Raw genomic sequence first — 20,442 nt, 5'->3', positions numbered from 1 at the left:
GAGACTGTCGTGTCGGCGAACAGCTTCGACGCCCGCAGCACACTGCAGGTGGGCGACGAGTCGTACGAGATCTTCCGGCTGGACAAGGTCGAGGGCTCCGCGCGCCTTCCCTACAGCCTGAAGGTGCTGCTGGAGAACCTCCTCCGCACCGAGGACGGCGCTAACATCACCGCCGACCACATCCGCGCGCTCGGCAACTGGGACTCCCAGGCCCAGCCGTCGCAGGAGATCCAGTTCACGCCGGCCCGCGTGATCATGCAGGACTTCACCGGTGTGCCGTGTGTGGTGGACCTCGCGACCATGCGTGAGGCCGTGAAGGAGCTGGGCGGCGACCCCGCGAAGATCAACCCGCTCGCCCCGGCCGAGCTGGTCATCGACCACTCCGTCATCGCCGACAAGTTCGGCACCAACGAGGCCTTCAAGCAGAACGTCGAGCTGGAGTACGGCCGCAACAAGGAGCGCTACCAGTTCCTGCGCTGGGGCCAGACCGCGTTCGACGAGTTCAAGGTCGTCCCGCCCGGCACCGGCATCGTCCACCAGGTGAACATCGAGCACCTGGCCCGCACGGTCATGGTCCGGGGTGGCCAGGCCTACCCCGACACCCTGGTCGGCACCGACTCGCACACCACCATGGTCAACGGCCTCGGCGTCCTCGGCTGGGGCGTCGGCGGCATCGAGGCCGAGGCCGCCATGCTCGGCCAGCCGGTCTCCATGCTGATCCCGCGCGTCGTCGGCTTCAAGCTGACCGGTGAGCTGCCCGCCGGCACCACCGCCACCGACCTCGTGCTCACGATCACCGAGATGCTGCGCAAGCACGGCGTCGTCGGCAAGTTCGTCGAGTTCTACGGCGAGGGCGTCTCCGCCACCTCGCTGGCCAACCGCGCCACCATCGGCAACATGTCGCCGGAGTTCGGCTCCACCGCCGCGATCTTCCCGATCGACGACGAGACGCTGAACTACCTGCGTCTGACCGGCCGCTCCGAGCAGCAGGTCGCGCTCGTCGAGGCGTACGCCAAGGAGCAGGGCCTCTGGCTGGACCCGAAGGCCGAGCCGGACTTCTCCGAGAAGCTCGAGCTGGACCTGTCCACGGTCGTCCCGTCCATCGCCGGCCCGAAGCGTCCGCAGGACCGCATCATCCTCGCCGAGGCCGCCCAGCAGTTCGCCAAGGACGTCCTCAACTACGTCGAGGTCCCCGCCGCCCAGACGCCGGCCGCCGCCACCTCCGTGGTCGACGAGGCCAGTGACGAGTCCTTCCCGGCCTCCGACGCTCCGGCCTACGGCCACGAGGAGAACGGCGCCGGCGCCCCGCAGCACGGCCAGGGCACCGGTTCCGTGCCGTCCAACCCGGTCCAGGTGACCGCCCCCGACGGCACCACCTACGAGCTGGACCACGGTGCGGTGACGGTCGCGGCCATCACCTCCTGCACCAACACGTCCAACCCGTACGTCATGGTCGCCGCCGCCCTGGTGGCGAAGAAGGCGGTCGAGAAGGGCCTGACCCGCAAGCCGTGGGTGAAGTCCACCCTGGCCCCGGGCTCGAAGGTCGTCACCGACTACTTCGACAAGGCCGGCCTGACCCCGTACCTGGACAAGCTGGGCTTCAACCTGGTCGGCTACGGCTGCACCACCTGCATCGGCAACTCCGGCCCGCTGCCGGAGGAGGTCTCCAAGGCGGTCAACGACCACGATCTCGCCGTCACCTCGGTCCTCTCCGGCAACCGGAACTTCGAGGGCCGTATCAACCCCGACGTCAAGATGAACTACCTGGCGTCCCCGCCGCTGGTCGTGGCCTACTCCATCGCGGGCTCCATGAAGGTGGACATCACCCGCGAGGCCCTGGGCACCGACCAGGACGGCAACCCGGTCTACCTGAAGGACATCTGGCCCTCCGAGGCCGAGGTGAACGACGTCGTCGCCAACGCCATCGGCGAGGACATGTTCTCCAAGTCCTACAGCGACGTCTTCGCCGGCGACGCCCAGTGGCAGTCGCTGCCGGTCCCGACGGGCAACACCTTCGAGTGGGACCCGCAGTCCACCTACGTCCGCAAGCCCCCGTACTTCGAGGGCATGACCATGGACCCGGCCCCGGTGGAGGACATCACCGGCGCCCGCGTCCTGGCCAAGCTGGGCGACTCGGTCACCACCGACCACATCTCCCCGGCCGGTGCGATCAAGGCCGACACCCCGGCCGGCAAGTACCTCACGGAGCACGGCGTCGAGCGCCGCGACTTCAACAGCTACGGCTCGCGCCGCGGCAACCACGAGGTCATGATCCGCGGTACGTTCGCCAACATCCGCCTGCGCAACCAGATCGCGCCGGGCACCGAGGGCGGCTACACCCGCGACTTCACGCGGGCCGCCGAAGGTGACGGGGGTGCCCCCGTCTCCTTCATCTACGACGCCTCGCAGAACTACCAGGCCGCCGGCATCCCGCTGGTCGTCCTGGCCGGCAAGGAGTACGGCTCCGGCTCGTCCCGTGACTGGGCGGCCAAGGGCACCGCGCTCCTCGGCGTCAAGGCCGTCATCGCCGAGTCGTACGAGCGCATCCACCGCTCGAACCTCATCGGCATGGGCGTCCTGCCGCTGCAGTTCCCGGAGGGCCAGTCCGCCGAGTCCCTCGGCCTGACCGGCGAGGAGACCTTCTCCTTCTCCGGTGTCACCGAGCTGAACAACGGCACCACTCCGCGCACGGTCAAGGTCACCACCGACACCGGCGTCGAGTTCGACGCGGTCGTCCGCATCGACACCCCCGGCGAGGCGGACTACTACCGCAACGGCGGCATCATGCAGTACGTGCTGCGCAGCCTGATCCGCAAGTAAGCGGCAGCGGACGGCAGCAGAGGGCCGCATCCCCGGCGACGGGGGTGCGGCCCTCCGCCGTGCGCGCCCCAGGTCATCCGGCCCTCAGCCGGAACACAGGCTTCCCCCAGCGGACCGGCACAGATCTGAGTCCTCACCCCCGGTTTCGGGCCCGCTCGGGAGGCCCGGCCTGAGTCCTCAGTCGTCCCCGGCCCCAGGCCCGCTCGCAGCTGCGCCCGAACCCCGTTCCCCGCCTCTGGGCCACCGCAGCCCCGCCTGAACCCTCACTCCCCGAGCAACGCCGTGAGGTCCGGCACTGCCAGCTCGGCCCAGATCACCTTGCCGTGCGGCGTGTACCGGGTGCCCCAGCGCTCGGCCAGCTGCGAGACCAGGAACAGGCCCCGGCCTCCCTCGTCGGTCGTCGCGGCATACCGCAGATGTGGCGAGGTGCTGCTGCCGTCGGCCACCTCGCAGATCAGCGTGCGGTCATGGATCAGCCGCACATGGATCGCATCGGAGCCGTAGCGGATGGCGTTGGTGATCAGCTCGCTCAGCACGAGTTCCATCCCGAAGCCCAGCTCCGACAGGCCCCACTCCGCGAGCTTGTCGGACACGGCGAGGCGCATCCCGGACACGGCTGCCGGGTCGCGGGGGACGTCCCAGTCCGCGACGTTCTCCGCCGGGAGCGCCCGGGTGCGCGCGATGAGCAGGGCGACATCGTCCTTGGGGTGCTCGGGCAGCAACTCGTCCAGGACCGCCTGGCAGCTCTCCTCCGGCGGCCGGCCGGGGTGCCCCGCCAGCGCCCGGCGCAGCAGCTCCATCCCCTCGTCCAGGTCACGCGTGCGGTCCTCGATGAGGCCGTCGGTGTACAGGACGAGCTGACTGCCCTCGGCCAGCTCCAGCTCGGCCGTCTGGAACGGCAGGCCGCCGAGGCCCAGCGGCGGTCCGGCCGGCACGTCGGGGAAGACGACGGTGCCGTCCGGCGAGACCAGCGCGGGCGTCAGGTGCCCGGCTCGGGCCATGGCACAGCGGCGCGTCACGGGGTCGTAGATCGCGTACAGGCAGGTGGCGCCCACGATCTCCCCGGCCGTCTCCGGGCAGGCCTCGTTCTGGTCGATGCGGCTGACCAGCTCGTCCAGATGGCTGAGCAGCTCGTTGGGCGGCAGGTCGAGCGTGGAGAAGTTGTGCATCGCGGTGCGCAGCCGGCCCATCGTCGCCGCGGCGTGCAGGCCATGTCCGACCACGTCGCCGACGGCCAGCGCCACCCGGCTGCCCGGCAGCGGGATGACATCGAACCAGTCGCCGCTCACGCCCGACTGGGCGGGCAGGTAGCGGTAGCCGACATCGAGGGCGCTCTGCTCGGGCAGGGCCCGCGGCAGCAGGCTGCGCTGGAGGGTGACCGCCACGACGTGCTCGCGGGTGTACCGGCGGGCGTTGTCGATGCTGACCGCGGCACGGGCCACCAGCTCCTCCGCCAGGGACAGCTCCTCCTCGTCGAAGGGCTCCCCTTTGGAGCGCCAGAAGTTCGCCATGCCGAGCACGACACCGCGGGCCCGGATCGGGGCGGCGACGAGCGAGTGGATGCCGTAGTCGAGGATCTGCCGGGTCCGTTCCGGGTCCTGTGCCTGCCAACCCTCCGCGTCCGACAGGTCGGTCACCAGCTCGGAGCGGCCGGAACCATAGCCGCGTGCCTGGGGTGTGGACGGCAGGAAGTCGATCAGCCGGCCCTGTTCGTACAGCGGATGGTTGTCCTGGATGCCGCTGACGGCGACGCGGCGCATGTCGGTCGCGGTGGGAGCCGGCTCCTCGCCGTGCAGCACGGCGTCGGCCAGGTCCACGGTGACGAAGTCGGCGAACCGGGGGACGGCGACCTGCGCCAGCTCGTCCGCCGTGCGGACCACGTCGAGGGTGGTGCCGATGCCCAGGCCCGCGTCGTACAGCAACTCCAGCCGCTCGCGTGCGACCTCCGCCCGGCCGGACACCGCCCGCAGCTCGGTGGAGTCCCGGAGCGTCACCACGGTGCCCCTGGGGCCTCCGACGCGGTCCATGGGCCGCTGGTTGACCGCCAGCAGGCGTCCTCCGGCGAAGAGCACCTCGTCGCTGGCCTCACGCCCGGACCGGAGCAGCTCCGCCGTCGCCGGGTCGAGGCCCGGCAGGTCCCGCACATAGTGTCCCTCGGCCTGGCCGGGCAGCTCCAGCAGGCGCTTGGCCTCGTCGTTGGCGAGCAGCAGCCGCCCGTCCTCACCGACGATGAGGACGCCCTCCCGCACCGAGTGCAGCACCGTGTCATGGTGCTCGTACATGCGGGTCATCTCGTCCGGAGCCAGGCTGTGGGTCTGCCGCCGCAGCCTCCTGCCGACCAGCGCGGTACCGCCGGTCGACACCACGAGCGCTCCGGCACCGGCGGCCAGGATGATGGGCAGCTGCCGGTCCACCTGGCTGGTCACGTTGCGCACTTTCAGCCCGGCGGAGACGAGGGCAACGACGTGGCCGTGGGCGTCGTCGATGGGGACGGTCGCCTGCACCTCGTGGCCGAGCGGGCCGTGGACGCTTTCCGTGTAGACCTTCCCGGCCAGCGACGGCCCGATGGTGCCCACGAACCGCTTTCCTATCTTGCTCGGGATGGGGTGGGTGTAGCGGATGCCCTTGGTGTCCATGACCACGATGAAGTCGACGCCCGCGGACTTGCGTCCCGCCTCGGTGAGCGGCTGGAGCAGCTTGGACGGGTCGCGGGTGTGCAGTGCCTGCACGACGCCGGGCGAGTGCGCGAAGGTCTGCGCCACGGCTACGGAACGGCGCTTGGCCTCCGTGCTGGTGTCCCGTTCCGACTGCAGGACGAGAGCGATGACGCCGCAGACCACGAGTAGGACCACCAGCGGCACCTGAAGGAGGAAGACCTGCCCGGCGACGCTGCGAGGGCTCCTGCCGACCATGGCACGACGTGGCGTAATCCTGAATCGGGCAAATCGGTCCGACATGCGGCATTTGTAGCACCGGTGGATGCCCGTGACTATGCCGGTCCAGGAGATGGACGCATCTTTTGGCGCTGCGTATGCCGCGGGAGTCTCTCATCGCCACAGGAGTCACATCACACCTGTAACGCGCGGGGCCGGGGGCCGGGGGTCGCACTCGGGGCGGATCCGGTGGAAGGCGCCGAGGGTGCGAACAGAGTGGCTTGTGCGGTCGGTGGTGCTCGACAACGTTGTCTTATGGTCTGTACATGACTTTACCGCGTCAACCGACAACGGTGTCAACCCACTTGCGGTACCCGGCCGTGCGCCTGCGCGGGCGTACGCGGTCTTCCGTGGTACCGGTGGCACACGCTACTGTCCCTGCGGCTTGTGCGACCGGTGGTGCGCGACCCGCCCGTAAGGAGGAAGGGCCGCGTCATGCGCTTTCGACCCATGTCCCTGCTGCTGGCCGCTCTGCTCGCGACCGGCGGCGCCGCCCCCGCCCTCGCGGCGACCGCCGCTCCCCCCGACCTCGTCAATGACCCCACGCCCTATGTCGATCCGCTGATCGGCACCAAGAACGGCGGCGACGTCTTCCCGGGCGCCGTCGTGCCGTTCGGCATGCTCTCCTGGAGCCCGGAGAACACCCGCGGTGACGCCACGAGAACCGCCGCACCCGGCGGTTACCAGTACGACACCACGCGCATCCGCGGCTTCAGCCTCACCCACATGTCCGGCACCGGCTGCGCGGGAGGCGGCGGCGACATCCCCTTCTTCCCTTACGCCGGCGAGGTCACCTCCTCCCCGGCGAGCGACACCAAGGACGCCGTCTACGCCTCGGACTTCACCCACACCGACGAGACCGCCGAACCCGGCCACTACAAGGTGGGCCTCGCCTCTGGTGTCACCGCCGACCTCACGTCCACCACGCGCACCGGCTCGGCGCGCTTCACCTTCCCCACCGACAAGCCCGCCTCCCTGCTGGTGCGCACCGCCAACTCGGAGGTCGGCTCGGAGGACTCTACGGTCACGATCGACCCGGACGCCCGGACGATCTCCGGCTCCGTCACCTCCGGGAACTTCTGCGGGTACCTCGATCCCGAGGGCCGGCGGGCCTACTACACCCTGTACTTCACCGCCCGCTTCGACCGCGCCTTCCAGGCCACCGGAACCTGGCGGGACGACCGTCTCGACCCGGGCTCCACGGAGGCGTCCGGTGGCACCGGCGACTTCTCCCAGGGCGGGCGGCCCGTCGCCGGCAGGGGCGCGGGCGGTTACGTGGAGTTCGCGCCCGGCGCCGGTCCGGTGAACGTCAAGGTCGGCATCTCCTACGTCAGCCGGGAGGCCGCCGAGGCGAACCTCGCCGCCGAGAACCCGCCGGGCCGCTCCTTCGACGCCGTCAGGCAGGCGGCGCGCCGGGCCTGGCGCGAGCGGCTCGGTGCCGTCCGGGTCGGCGGTGGCACGGACGCCGAGCGCACCACCTTCTATACCGCGCTGTACCACTCGCTGCTGCATCCGAACGTCATCAGCGATGCCGACGGCCGATACCGCGGAGCCGACGGCCGGCCGCACACCGTCGACCGCCGGCAGCACGCCCAGTACGGCACCTTCTCCGGCTGGGACGTCTACCGCGGCCAGGTGCAGCTGCTGACCCTGCTCGACCCACGGATCGGCTCGGACATCGCCCAGTCCCTGTACGAACTGGCCCGGCAGAACGGCGGCGTCTGGGACCGCTGGCTGCACGGCGCGTCCGGCACCCACGTCATGAACGGCGACCCCTCCGCTCCCGCCCTCGCCGGCATCCACGCCTTCGGCGGCACCCGCTTCGACCTCGACGGCGCGCTGGAGTCCCTGGTCGAGGCGGCCACGGTGCCGACCGAGCAGGATCTGTCCTCCGCCGGAAAACCGGTGCTCTCCGTCGGCCAGCGCCCCTCCCTCGACAAGTACCTGAAGCTGCACTACATGCCGTCGGTGTCCAACGCCTGGGGCGGTGCCGCCGAGACCCTGGAGATGTCCACCGCCGACTTCGCGCTCTCCCAGCTCGCCTCGGCCGCGGGGGAGAAGGACACCGCGGCCGCCTTCGCGGGCCGCGCCCAGTGGTGGCAGAACAACTTCAACATCGCGGCACACGGCAGCGGCGGCTACATCGCCGACCGCAAGGCCGACGGCAGTTGGGTCACCGGCTTCACCCCCGCCACCGGCTCCGGTTTCGTGGAGGGCACGGCCGCCCAGTACACCTGGATGGTCCCGCACGACCCGGCCGGGCTGTTCGCCGCGATGGGCGGCCGGGACAAGGCCCTGCAGCGCCTCGACGCCTTCTTCCACACCGCCGACGGCGGCTGGGCGTTCACCGGCGCGGGCGGTGAGAAGTCCGAGCTGGACAACGAGCCGTCGATCAACGTGCCCTATCTGTACGCCTACGCGGGCGCGCCCTACAAGACGCAGGAGACCGTGCGGGCCGCGATGCGCCGGCTGTGGTCGACCGAGCCCGGCGGCATCCCCGGCAACGACGACCTCGGCGCGATGTCGTCCTGGTACGTCTTCTCCGCCCTCGGCATGTATCCGCAGGTGCCCTCCCGCGCCGAACTGGTCCTCGCCTCACCGCTGTTCGAGCGCATCGAGATCCACCGCCCCTACGGCAACGACATCTCCGTGCGTGCCCGGGGCGCCGCGGCCGACGCCCCGTACATCCGCTCCCTGCGCGTCGACGGGCGCGCCGGCGAACGGCCTTGGCTGCCCGCGTCCTTCGTGCAGCGCGGCGGACACCTCGACTACACCCTGTCCGCGACCCCGGACCGGAGCTGGGGGAGCGACCCCGCCGACGCGCCGCCGTCGTTCCGGGCGGGCGAGCAGCCCTACCAGATCGGCGTCGGACCGACCACGGCGACGATCCCGCCGGGCGGCAGCATGACGACGACTGTGCGGGCCGTGGCGCTGAACGGTGGCGCCGGGCCCGACGTCCACTTCCGCGTCGAGACCCCGGACGGCGTCACCGCCTCCCCGGCCGAGGGCACGGTCACCTCGGGCGCCCAGGAGATCACCCTCACCGCGGGCCCGGGCATCGCGCAGGGCTTCTACGACGCGCGGGTCACCGTGACCTCCGGCGACACCGCGTACCGGCAGCCGGTGACGCTGACCGTGGCCGCACCCGGCAGCCTGCTCGCCGCCTACGACACCACCGGCATCTCCGACGACATCGGCGACCACGACGAGGCCGACTACGACGGCGGCGGCTGGAGCTACTCCCGCCAGGCCCTGGCCGCGGCGGGTCTCACCCCTGGCGCCGACGGCACCGTGGCCGGACTGACCTTCACCTGGCCGAACTCCCCGAACGGCCGTCCCGACAACGCCTCCGCGGCCGGCCAGACCCTGCGGCTGGACTCCCCGGCCGCCCGCCTGTCCTTCGTCGGCAGCGCCGTCAACGGCAACCAGCAGACGAAGGCCACCGTCACCTACACCGACGGCACCACCGGCACGGTCGACCTGGCCTTCACCGACTGGACCGTCGGGGGCGGGGGCGGCAGCGTCCAGTACGGCAACGAGACCGTCGCCCGCACCGCGTACCGCAACGTCGCCGGCGCCGACCGCGATCCGGTGGCGACGTACATCTTCGCCACCCGGCCGTTCACCGCGCCCGACGGCAAGCGGATCGCTTCCGTGACCCTTCCGCGCAACGCGGACCTGCACGTGTTCACGCTGGCCGTCGGCTGAGGCGGGGGGCTTGAGTATCCGTACTCAGGCCCCGTGCCCGCCGTTCGGCAAAGCTGGCGGCATGAACACCGTCCGCACACAGAACCGCCACGTGCTGCCCCGCATGGTCGGCGTGGCAGTCACCGGGGCGGTTCTGGCCCTGGGGGCCGGGCAGTTCCACGCCTGGATCGACCGGCGGAACAGCCGGGGGTGTGCGCCCACGGAGGGACTGTGCATCACCTGGTGGGGTCTGGCGTTCGTGCCGCTCACCGCGATGGTCGCCGTGGCCGTGCTGATCACCGTCTACAAGGCCCTGGACATCAGGCCGCGCCTGGTGATCGTCCCGCCGACCGTGATGCTGGCGCCGGTGCCGCTGGCCGCCGCACAGACGTTCGCCGGTCCGGGGGCCGTCGTGCTCGCCGGCGCGCTCTGGTGCTCCGCCCTCGCGCTCGCCGCATGGAGCCGCTACCGCGTCCCGGCGGTGTCGGTCGCGGCGGCCCTCCTGCTCACAGCCCTCGTGCAGCTGTACGGCTGACCGCAGGACGGCCGGCACCGGGGCTCGAGCCCGGTGCCGGCCGCACCCGTCAGGGACGGGCGAGCAGTTCGACCTCCGACAGCGTCGCCTCACCGGTCAGCACCAGGCGGTACTTCTCGTACGCGCCCGGGTGTTCCACCGTGAACGCCCGGGTCTGCCGGTCCCAGGGGAAGGACTGGCCGGTGCGTTCGTCGAGGGTGTGCCAGGTGGTGCCGTCGGCGGAGCCAACAAGGCGCCAGCCGGCCGGTGCCTTCGTGTGGTCCTTCGGCGAGGTCAGGGTGTACTGGACGGCCTCGGTGCGGCCGGTGACCGGCAGGTCGGCCGTCGTCAGGGCGGCCTCGGTCGCCGACGTGTCGTCGAACAGGGCGCCGTCGCCCTTCAGTACGTCCGCGCGCGGGGTGGGTGCCTTGTCGTCGGTCGTGATCGACGCCGGTGCCGCGTCCTTTCCGGTGCCCCACGCCGACGGCTGCGGGCCCATGTCGAACTCCAGGACACCACCGCGGGCGAGCAGGGAGTGGGGGAGCGCGGTGGAGTTCCAGCTGCGGCCGTTGACCTTCAGGCCCTGCACGTAGATGTTGCGCGCGCTGTTCTTCGGTGCCTTCACCACCAGGTCGCGGCCGTTCTCCAGGTGCACGGTCGCCTTGGTGAACAGCGGGGAGCCGACGGCGTACTCGCCGCTGCCCATGACCAGCGGGTAGAAGCCGAGCGCCGAGAACAGGTACCAGGCCGACTGCTCGCCGTTGTCCTCGTCGCCGTGGTAGCCCTGCCCGATCTCACTGCCGACGTACAGCCGGGAGAGCACCTCGCGGATCTTCTCCTGCGCCTTCCACGGCTGTCCCGCCGCGTCGTACATGTAGATCACGTGGTGGGCGACCTGGTTGGAGTGGCCGTACATGCCCATGCGGACGTCCCGGGCCTCCGTCATCTCGTGGATGACGCCGCCGTAGGAGCCGACGACCTCGGGCGAGGCGGTCTCCGGGGTGGCGAAGTACGTGTCGAGCTTGTCACCGAGCCCCGAGCGGCCGCCGTAGAGGTTGGCCAGGCCCCGGCTGTCCTGCGGGGCGGTGAAGGCGTAGCCCCAGCCGTTGGTCTCGGTGTAGTCGTAGCCCCACACCCGCGGGTCGTACTTCTCCGACGCGACCCGCCAGTCGCCCTTCGCGTCGCGGCCCTGGAAGAAACCGGCCTTGGTGTCGAAGAGGTTCACGTAGTCGCGGGCCCGGTTGAGGAAGTACTCCGACTCCTCCTGATAGCGCTTCTCGCCGGTCTGCGCGTACAGCTTCCGGCCCATCTTGGCGATGCCGTAGTCGTTGAGGTAGCCCTCCAGCGCCCAGGACAGGCCCTCGTGCGTGTCGGTGCTGGTGTACCCCAGGAACGGCGAGGTGGCCATGCCCTTGCGGCCCACGCCCGAGGCGGGCGGGACGACCGTGGCGTTCTTCACGGCCGCGTCGTAGGCCGCCTTCGCGTCGAAGTCGACGCCCTTGACGTAGGCGTCGGCGAACGCCACGTCCGAGGAGGTGCCGGTCATCAGGTCGGCGTAGCCGGGGGAGGACCAGCGCGAGGTCCAGCCGCCGTCCTTGTACTGCTGCACGAACCCGTCGACCAGCTCGCCCGCTTGAGTGGGTGTCAGGAAGGAGTACGCCGGCCAGGTGGTGCGGTAGGTGTCCCAGAAGCCGTTGTTGACGTACACCTTGCCGTCGACGATCTTCGCGCCGGTGTGCGTCGGGGTGTCCTGGGCCGGCATGGGGGAGAAGGGCGAGGCGTATCGGTCCTTGCCGTCGACCTTCTCGAAGCCGGAGTTCGGGTACAGGTACAGCCGGTACAGGCTGGAGTACAGGGTGGTCAGCTGGTCCGGGGTGGCGCCCTCCACCTCGACCCGGCCGAGCAGGTCGTCCCAGGCCTTGCGGGCGCGGTTCCGCACCCCGTCGAAGGACATGCCGTCGGGGATCTCCTGGCGGAGGTTGTCCTTGGCCTGGTCGAGGCTGATCAGCGAGGTCGCCAGGCGCAGGGTGACCGTGCGGTCGTCCCCCGCCTTGAAGCGCAGCCAGCCCTGCACGCCGCTGGACGAGCCGTCCGTCACCGGCCGGTCGAAGACGCCGTACACGAACAGCCGGGTCGCGCCGGTGGACAGGCCGGACTTCACGTCGGAGAACCCGGTGACGATCCCGTGCTCCTTGTCGAGCGTCAGGCCCGCCTGCTCGGTGACGTTGTCGAACAGCACGCTCGCGTCGTCACCGGGGAAGGTGAAACGCAGCGCGGCCGCGTGGTCGGTGGGGGCCATCTCGGCCTTGAGGCCGTTCTCGAACCGCACACCGTAGTAGTACGGCCGCGCGGTCTCGTTCTCGTGCCGGAACGGCAGGGCACGGCCGGCACGCGAGGTGTCCGGGGTGCCCGGCGTGAGGGACGGCATCACCTGGAAGGTCTGCCGGTCGCCCATCCACGGGCTCGGCTCATGACTCGCGCTGAACGCCTGGATGGTCGGCAGGTTGTCCGCGTTGTTCATCCGGGCGTAGTCGTACAGCCAGCTCAGCGAACCGGCGTTGGTGACCGGCGTCCAGAAGTTGAAGCCGTGCGGCATCGCGGTCGCCGGGAAGTCGTTGCCGCGGGAGAAGCCGCCGCTGGAGTTGGTGCCGCGGGTGGTCAGCGCGTAGTCGGACAGGTGCGCCTCGGGCCGCTCGGGCGCGACGGGCCGCAGGGCGATGTCGTCCAGCCAGCCGCGGAAGCGCGCCGGGCCCTTCGGGGAGTCGTACGCCACCAGGATGCGGTCGACGGTCTTGCCGGCCGCGACCGACCCGATCGCACAGGCCACGTTGTTCCACTGGTTGACGTAGAGAACCTTCGCCGCGCCCTGCCCCTGCGGGGTGAGCGCGAACCCGTGCTGGTCTCTTGCGCCGAGGCCGCTCAGATAGGTGCCGTCGGTGAAGGCGAGGTCCACCGAGACGTTCGTCGCGTCGTAGTCACGGTCGCCGTCGGCCATCGAGGGGAAGATCCGGTAGGACAGCTGGGTCGCCCGGGTGACGCGCACGTCGACGTCGAAGACCTTGTTGTACGAGTACGCCCGGCCGTCGGCGGTGTGCCGTCCGGCGTAACGCAGGGCGCGCTTTCCGGTGAATCCGGCGCCCGCCTTCGCCGTCGGGGAACCGCTGGGGCCGCGGTCGACGAGCGAGAGCATGTCCTGCGGAACCGGCCCGTCGGCGGCGCCGGTGGAGAACTGCACGTCGGCCAGTTGCAGGATGTCCGAGGCGCCGCTGTTGCGGGTGACCTCCAGTCGGAAGTGCGCGTACTCGGCGGGCTCGGCCAGGTCGTACGTCTTCGTCTGGAAACGTTCGCCGAAGGACTCGCCGGAGCGGGTGTCGAGCGTCTTCCAGTCCTTGCCGTCGGTGGAGCCCTTCAGGGTCCAGTCCCTGGGGTCGCGCTCGGCGGCGTCATTGGCCGAGGTGAGCGCGTACGTAGTGATTTTCTGCGGTTTGTCCAGGTCGAACTCGACCCAGCCCGTCGGCTCGAAGGTGAGCCACTTGGTGCTCGGCTCGCCGTCGACGAGGTTCTCCTTCACCTCGCCCGCGCCCGTGTTCTCGCCGCTCGCCCGCACGTCCGTGACGTGGTCGGTGACGTTGCCCGATATGCCGCTCGCATAGCCGCCGTCCACGCCGGACGCGCGCTTGCCGCCGTCGGGCGCGGTGTCGACGGTGTTGAGCCAGTCGGGCGCCGGGTCGCCCGCCTCGAAGGACGACGCGAAGGACCGGTCGGCGGCCGGGGCCTTGCCGGGCAGCGCCACCGCCGCCCCCTCGGCGCCTGCCGCCATGACAAAGGCGGCCGTGAGAACGACCGCCGGACCGTATCTGTGCCGAGTTCTGCGCTGCATCGACGAGCACACCCTCCCTGCGCTGGACAACGTTGTCACCTTCATCGCGCAGGAACCAGTAGGGGGTGAAGTGGTCAGCGGTGTCAAGGGTGTTGGCTGCGCCGTTCGGGGGCTATGTCGGTAATTCTTCCGGCACGGCATCCACAGGCGGTTCATATTTCCGCGAGGTCTCAACTCGGAAAAGACCCATGGCCAACCTTGCATTCGATCTTGCTCAGGCGGCCGGAAGTGGACTATACCTGTCGGCGATTCACCCGATCTCCACGAGCTCGCAGCACGACCCTGTGTCACCCTGCTTCACCCTGCTTGACCCGACCGCGGTGCCGGGAGGATCCGGTTCACCGCCTGAGTCCTGTGAGAAGGCGAGGACTTGAGCATGGGATCCACTTCCGCAGCAAACAACGGCACCGACGGTGTCGGCCGCCGTGATCTGATCAAGCGGTCAGCCGCGCTCGGCCTGGTGTCCGTGCCCGCGATGGGCTTTTTGTCCGCGTGTGCCAGCGGCGGCGGCAGCGACAACAACGAGAAGGCGGCGGCGGGCAAGAAGACCGCCCAGAACCCGCTCGGCGTCAATGACACCGCGCAGATGGAGTTCGTCCTCTTCGACGGCGGTTTCGGCAAGGAGTACGCCGAGGACGCGACGAAGATCTACGCCAAGAACTTCCCCAAGGCGCACGTCAAGTTCTCCGCCACCCAGAAGATCCAGTCCACGCTGCAGCCCCGCTTCAACCAGGGCAACCCGCCGGACCTCATCGACAACTCCGGCGCCGAGCAGATGGACATGGGCGTCCTGGTGGGCAAGAACCAGCTCGCCGACCTCACCCCGCTGCTGGACGCCCCGTCCTACGACGACCCGAAGAAGAAGGTCCGCGACACCCTGCGCCCGGGCATCGTGGAGATGGGCCAGTTCGACGGGCAGCAGGTCTGGATCCTGTACTACGCCTACACCGTGTACGGCGTGTGGTACTCGCAGAAGGCGCTGGACGCGCTCGACGAGAAGTACCCCGAGACCTGGGACCAGATGCTCGCGGTGTGCGAGAAGGCCAAGAAGAAGGGCATGGCCGGCTGGACGTACGCCGGCAAGTACCCGTACTACCTGCCCTTCTCCCTCTACCCGATGATCGGCAAGGTCGGCGGGCGCGAGGTGCTCGACGCCATCGACAACCTCGAGCCGAACGCCTGGAAGCACCCGGCCGTCAAGGCCTGCTTCGAGGCGTACTACGAGCTGTACCGGAAGGGTTACGTCCTCCAGGGCACCCCGGGCCTGGACCACATCCAGTCGCAGACCGCGTGGGCCAAGGGCAAGGCGCTGTTCATCCCGAACGGCTCCTGGGTGGAGAACGAGTCGGCCAACGTCATCCCGGCCGACTTCAACCTCGCCGTCTCCGCGCCGACCGGCCTGGACGCCTCCGACAAGATGCCCTTCGGCACCATCTGGGCCTCCGGCGGCGAGCCCTTCGTCGTGCCGGCCAAGGCCAGGAACGGCACCGGCGGCATGGAGCAGCTGCGCATCATGCTCAGCGAGGCGTCCTCGAAGAACTTCACCGCCAAGGTGAAGTCGCTGACCGCGTACAACGGCGGCACCGACGGCATCACCCTCACCCCCGGTCTGAAGTCGGGTGTGGCGGCGCTGGACAAGGCCGGACAGAACGTGGTGAACCCGCGGCTGCAGGACTGGTATGTGCAGCTGCAGAAGGAGAAGATCGGTGTGGCCGGCCTCGGCGAGATGATGGCCGGCCGTCTCACCCCGGCGGAGGCCATCAAGAAGATCCAGGGCTTCGCCGACGAGGCCGCCAAGGACAGCTCGATCAAGCACTACAAGCACCAGTGACGAACCGTCACCAGAGCCCGCCCGGCGCCCTGACCAGCCCGGGCGGGCCCTGGCGGCCGGACCCGCCCAGAGATCGGGGTCGGTAGTAATGCAGCACGGTAAATACCGGTTCATCGTGGGGTTCCTGGCGGTGCCCCTGGGGCTGTACGCCCTGTTCGTGGTCTGGCCCTTCATCCAGTCCATCTACTACTCGTTCACGGACTGGACGGGTCTGAGCCCCGAATTCAAGATGGTCGGCTTCGACAACTACAAGAGGATGCTCGACGACGACATCTTCTGGAAGTCGTTGCAGCACAGCCTGGTGTTCGCCCTGGTGCTTCCGCTGGTGACACTCAGTCTGGCGCTGTTCTTCTCCTTCATGATCAATGTGGGCGGGCGGCGGAAAAAGGGCGGGCCGGTCATTTCCGGCGTGCGGGGGTCGTCGTTCTACAAAATCGTGTACTTCTTCCCGCAGGTGCTCTCCATCGCGATCGTCGCCCTGCTGTTCGCCTTCGCGTACAACCCGGAGAGCGGTGCCATCAACTCGGTCCTGCGCGGAATCGGGCTGGACAGCCTGCAGCCGCTGTGGCTGGGTGATCCGAGCCTGGCGCTGTGGTGTGTGATGGCCGTTCTGGTCTGGTCGACGGTCGGTTTCTTCGTGGTGCTGTTCTCGGCGGGCATGGCGTCGATCCCGGCGGACCTGTACGAGGCCGCGCTGCTGGACGGGGCGAACCGCTTCACCACGTTCTTCCGGATCACGCTGCCGCTGCTGTGGGACACCGTGCAGTCCGGCTGGGTGTACATGGGCATCCTGGCGCTCGGCGCCGAGTCGTTCGCGGTCGTGCAGATCATGACGACCGGACCCGGCGGCCCCGACTACTCGACCACCGTCATGGTCCTGTACGTGTACCAGAAGGCGTTCCGTGATGGGCAGGCCGCCTACGCCACCACGATCGGCGTCGCCCTGCTCGTCGTCACGCTGGCCTTCGCGGCCGTCGTCATGCTGCTGGGCCGGCGCGAGCGGCTGGAGTTCTGATGAAGACGACCGAGACCCCCGCCCCGATCCCGGCCGAGCCGGGCCTGCCGATCGCCAAGGTGGACGTACCGGCGAGGAAGCCGCGTGCGGTGAAGAAGGAGGGCAGTGTCCTCAACGTCTTCTCGCACGGCATGCTGATCCTCTGGGCGATCATGGTGGTCATGCCGCTGCTGTGGGCGGTGATGACGTCCTTCAAGGACGACAGCTCCATCTTCGGCTCGCCCTGGTCGCTGCCGGACACGCTGCACTTCGGCAACTGGGCGCGGGCCTGGACCGACGCCCATATGAGCGAGTACTTCCTCAACACCGTCCTGGTGGTCGGCGGCTCGCTCGTCGGCACGCTGGTGCTGGGCTCGATGGCGGCGTACGTCCTGGCCCGGTTCGACTTCCCGGGCAACCGCTTCATCTACTACCTCTTCGTCGGCGGCATGAGCTTCCCGATCATGCTGGCGCTGGTCCCGCTGTTCTACGTCGTGAACAACATGGGACTGCTGAACACGATCCACGGGCTGATCCTGGTGTACATCGCGTACTCGCTGCCCTTCACGGTGTTCTTCCTGACCGCGTTCTTCCGCTCGCTGCCGTCGTCGGTGGCGGAGGCGGCGTTCGTGGACGGCGCCTCGCACAGCCGGACGTTCTTCCAGATCATGCTCCCGATGGCCAAGCCGGGCCTGATCAGCGTGGGCATCTTCAACTTCCTGGGCCAGTGGAACCAGTACATGCTCCCGACGGTCCTCAACACCGACCCCGACAAGCGGGTCCTCACCCAGGGACTGGTCCAGCTGGCCGTCAGCCAGGGCTACAAGGGGGACTGGTCGGGCCTCTTCGCGGGCCTGGTGATGGCGATGCTCCCGGTCCTGGCGGCGTACATCATCTTCCAGCGACAGCTGGTCCAGGGCCTGACGGCTGGGGCGCTGAAGTAGCCCCGGCGGCCGGTCCGGCCGCACCGAAGGACGCGTACGCCGCTCCCGAGGGAGCGGCGTACGCGTGTGCGGGGGTGCTCCGGTCCCGTTCCGGGGTACTCCGGTCCTGGATACGGCAGGCTCCGGAGTAAGCCCCCGCCCCCGGTGCGTTCGTAGCCCTGTGCGACCGTGTGGACGCATCCGGTACCGCCGTCGGAGACTGACGGTGAGAGCTCGTGCACAGAGGTGGAAAGTGTTCAACCTCTTGACGGGAGTCACCCCGAACGGCTCAGCTTAGAGTTCACTAGTTGGACATAGAGCGGGGCCTCATCGAAGCGGTCCCGTGCGCAGGAGGTCGTCGTGGAGACTCCAGGGTCGCAGTCGTCGCTGCACCGAGCCAACCTGGAGCGGGTCGTACGCGCCGTTCGGCTGGCGGGATCGCTCACCCAGGCGGAGATCGCGAGGACCACGGGCCTGTCCGCGGCTACGGTCTCCAACATCGTCCGGGAACTCAAGGACGGCGGGACGGTCGACGTCACGCCCACCTCGGCGGGCGGCCGCAGGGCCCGCAGCGTGAGCCTCAGCGGAGACGCGGGCATCGTTGTCGGCGTCGACTTCGGGCACACCCACCTGCGCGTCGCCGTGGGCAACCTCGCCCACCAGGTGCTCGCCGAGGAGTCCGAGCCGCTGGACGTCGACGCCTCCGCCGCGCAGGGCCTGGACCGGGCCGAGGAGCTCGTGAATCGCCTGATCGCAGCAACGGGGGTCGACCGGTCCAAAGTCGCCGGCGTGGGCCTTGGCGTACCGGGTCCGATCGACGTCGAGTCCGGCACCCTGGGGTCCACCGCGATCCTCCCCGGCTGGACCGGCACCAAGCCCGCCGAGGAGCTCAAAGAGCGCCTGGGCGTGCCCGTGTACGTGGACAACGACGCCAACCTCGGCGCCCTCGGCGAGCTGGTCTGGGGCAGCGGCCGGGGCGTGCGCGACCTGGCGTACATCAAGGTCGCCAGCGGTGTCGGCGCCGGTCTGGTGATCGACGGCAAGATCTACCGCGGTCCGGGTGGCACCGCGGGAGAAATAGGACATATTACTCTTGATGAATCCGGACCGGTCTGCCGCTGCGGGAACCGTGGCTGCCTGGAGACCTTCACGGCCGCGCGCTATGTGCTGCCGCTGCTCCAGTCCAGTCACGGCACCGACCTGACCATGGAAGGCGTCGTACGGCTGGCCAAGGACGGGGATCCGGGCTGTCGTCGGGTGATCGCCGACGTCGGCCGCCATATCGGCAGTGGAGTGGCCAATCTCTGCAACTTGCTGAACCCGAGCCGGGTGGTCCTGGGCGGTGATCTCGCCGAGGCCGGTGAGCTTGTGCTCGGGCCGATCAGGGAGTCCGTCGGCCGCTACGCCATCCCCAGCGCGGCGCGCCAACTGTCCGTTCTCCCGGGGGCACTTGGGGGCCGTGCGGAGGTGCTCGGAGCGCTCGCGCTCGCACTCAGCGAGATGGGTGATTCGACACTTTTGGACGGCGCGCCGACTGCGGCCGTGCCTGCCTTCACTTAGAGAACGGATGGCACCGTTGCCATCTCGTTAAGGATTTACTTCTTGACGTCGTACGTGTGGCCGAGTTGACTTCCAGCCACCTCGGCCGCAACGACGCGGCCTCGTCAGGGAGGTTTTTCGAAGTGAACACGCGTATGCGTCGTGCCGCCGTAGCCGTTGCCGCTGGTGCGATGGCCGTTTCGCTCGCCGCCTGCGGCAGCGCGAAGGAGTCCGGCGGCAGCAAGACCGAGTCGTCCGGTTCCGCCGCCAAGGGCGACAACATCAAGATCGGTCTGCTCCTGCCGGAGAACAAGACCGCTCGTTACGAGAAGTTCGACCGGCCCCTGATCGAGAAGAAGATCAAGGAGCTGACGGGCGGCAAGGCGACCATCCAGTACAACAACGCCCGCCAGGACGCCAACCTCCAGGCCCAGCAGGTCGACACCATGATCACCAACAAGGTGGACGTGCTGATCCTGGACGCGGTCGACGCCAAGGCCGTCCAGAACTCCGTCAAGAAGGCCACCGACGCCGGCATCAAGGTCGTCGCCTACGACCGCCTCGCCGAGGGCCCGATCAGCGGCTACACCTCGTTCGACAACGAGGAGGTCGGCAAGACCCAGGGCAGCGCCCTCATCAAGGCGCTGGGCGACAAGGCGACCAAGGCGTCCAAGGTCGTCATGATCAACGGCTCGGTCACCGACCCGAACGCCGCCCAGTTCAAGAAGGGCGCGCACTCCGCCCTCGACCCCAAGGTGACCATCGCCAAGGAGTACGACACCAAGGAGTGGTCGCCGGACAACGCCAACTCCGAGATGGAGGCGGCGATCTCCGCGGTCGGCAAGGACAACATCGCGGGCGTCTACTCCGCCAACGACGGCATGGCCGGCGGTATCATCACCGCCCTCAAGGCCGCGGGTGTGAAGGTCCCGGTCACCGGCCAGGACGCCGAGCTGGCGGGCGTGCAGCGCATCGTCACCGGCGACCAGTACATGAGCGTCTACAAGCCGTACGCGCCGGAGGCCGCCGCCGCCGCCGAGATGGCCGTCGCGCTCGCCAAGGGCCAGTCCCTGGACTCCGTGGCCAAGAACAAGGTCAACAGCGGCAGCGAAAAGGACATCCCGTCCGTCCTGGTCCCGGTCACCTCGCTGACCCAGGCCAACATCAAGGACACTGTCGTCAAGGACGGCATCTACACCATCGACGAGATCTGCACCGCCAAGTACAAGGCGGCCTGCGACAAGATCGGTCTGAAGTAAGCCGCGGCCGTCCGTGTCCGCCGGCCGCCCCGAGCGGTCCCGGCGTACCCGGACCGGCCCCC

General features: G+C 69.3%; 10 protein-coding genes. 8 read left to right on the top strand and 2 right to left on the bottom strand.

Translation table 11 applies throughout. The annotated features are described in order from the left end of the window. The first annotated feature begins 9 nt into the window (after nt 1–9). The gene (locus AB0J12_RS02410; protein ID WP_363262251.1) at nt 10–2,820 is read left to right on the top strand and encodes an aconitate hydratase; all 2,811 of its coding nucleotides are present in this window, start codon (nt 10–12) and stop codon (nt 2,818–2,820) included. Between the two features lie 263 nt (nt 2,821–3,083). Here the strand turns inward: AB0J12_RS02410 and AB0J12_RS02405 are convergent, their stop codons facing one another. Further along, nucleotides 3,084–5,732, bottom strand: coding sequence for a SpoIIE family protein phosphatase (locus AB0J12_RS02405; RefSeq protein WP_363262250.1), 2,649 nt, complete (start codon nt 5,730–5,732; stop codon nt 3,084–3,086). 456 nt (nt 5,733–6,188) lie between these two features. Between AB0J12_RS02405 and AB0J12_RS02400 the strand changes: the two genes are divergently transcribed. Both AB0J12_RS02400 and AB0J12_RS02395 read left to right on the top strand, forming a co-directional pair. Further along, entirely contained in the window at nt 6,189–9,461 is a 3,273-nt protein-coding gene (locus tag AB0J12_RS02400; RefSeq protein ID WP_363262249.1) for a GH92 family glycosyl hydrolase, read from the top strand. A gap of 61 nt (nt 9,462–9,522) precedes the next feature. After that, complete coding sequence (locus AB0J12_RS02395; protein WP_363262248.1) at nt 9,523–9,975, top strand: hypothetical protein; 453 nt, start codon at nt 9,523–9,525, stop codon at nt 9,973–9,975. Between the two features lie 49 nt (nt 9,976–10,024). Here the strand turns inward: AB0J12_RS02395 and AB0J12_RS02390 are convergent, their stop codons facing one another. Continuing rightward, on the bottom strand, nt 10,025–13,834 hold the full coding sequence (locus AB0J12_RS02390; protein WP_363262247.1) for a GH92 family glycosyl hydrolase: 3,810 nt from the start codon (nt 13,832–13,834) through the stop codon (nt 10,025–10,027). 376 nt (nt 13,835–14,210) lie between these two features. Here AB0J12_RS02390 and ngcE point away from each other — a divergent pair, with 376 nt between their 5' ends. The 5 genes from ngcE to AB0J12_RS02365 all read left to right on the top strand — a co-directional run bounded on the left by ngcE (nt 14,211) and on the right by AB0J12_RS02365 (nt 20,380). Beyond that, entirely contained in the window at nt 14,211–15,665 is a 1,455-nt protein-coding gene (gene ngcE, locus AB0J12_RS02385; protein WP_363262246.1) for an N-acetylglucosamine/diacetylchitobiose ABC transporter substrate-binding protein, read from the top strand. Between the two features lie 88 nt (nt 15,666–15,753). Next, nucleotides 15,754–16,680 (top strand): sugar ABC transporter permease, encoded by a 927-nt coding sequence (locus tag AB0J12_RS02380; RefSeq protein ID WP_363262245.1) that lies wholly within the window; start codon nt 15,754–15,756, stop codon nt 16,678–16,680. After that, entirely contained in the window at nt 16,680–17,603 is a 924-nt protein-coding gene (locus tag AB0J12_RS02375; RefSeq protein WP_363262244.1) for a carbohydrate ABC transporter permease, read from the top strand. Before AB0J12_RS02380 ends, AB0J12_RS02375 begins: the two co-directional genes overlap by 1 nt. 339 nt (nt 17,604–17,942) lie before the next feature. Further along, nucleotides 17,943–19,142, top strand: coding sequence for an ROK family transcriptional regulator (locus tag AB0J12_RS02370; RefSeq protein ID WP_363262243.1), 1,200 nt, complete (start codon nt 17,943–17,945; stop codon nt 19,140–19,142). Nucleotides 19,143–19,276: 134 nt separating this feature from the next. After that, complete coding sequence (locus tag AB0J12_RS02365) at nt 19,277–20,380, top strand: substrate-binding domain-containing protein (protein WP_363262288.1); 1,104 nt, start codon at nt 19,277–19,279, stop codon at nt 20,378–20,380. Nucleotides 20,381–20,442 lie beyond the last annotated feature (62 nt).

The organism is Streptomyces sp. NPDC049915 (assembly GCF_040656475.1).
Classification (GTDB): domain Bacteria; phylum Actinomycetota; class Actinomycetes; order Streptomycetales; family Streptomycetaceae; genus Streptomyces.
This window is presented reverse-complemented; position numbering and strand designations above follow the sequence as displayed.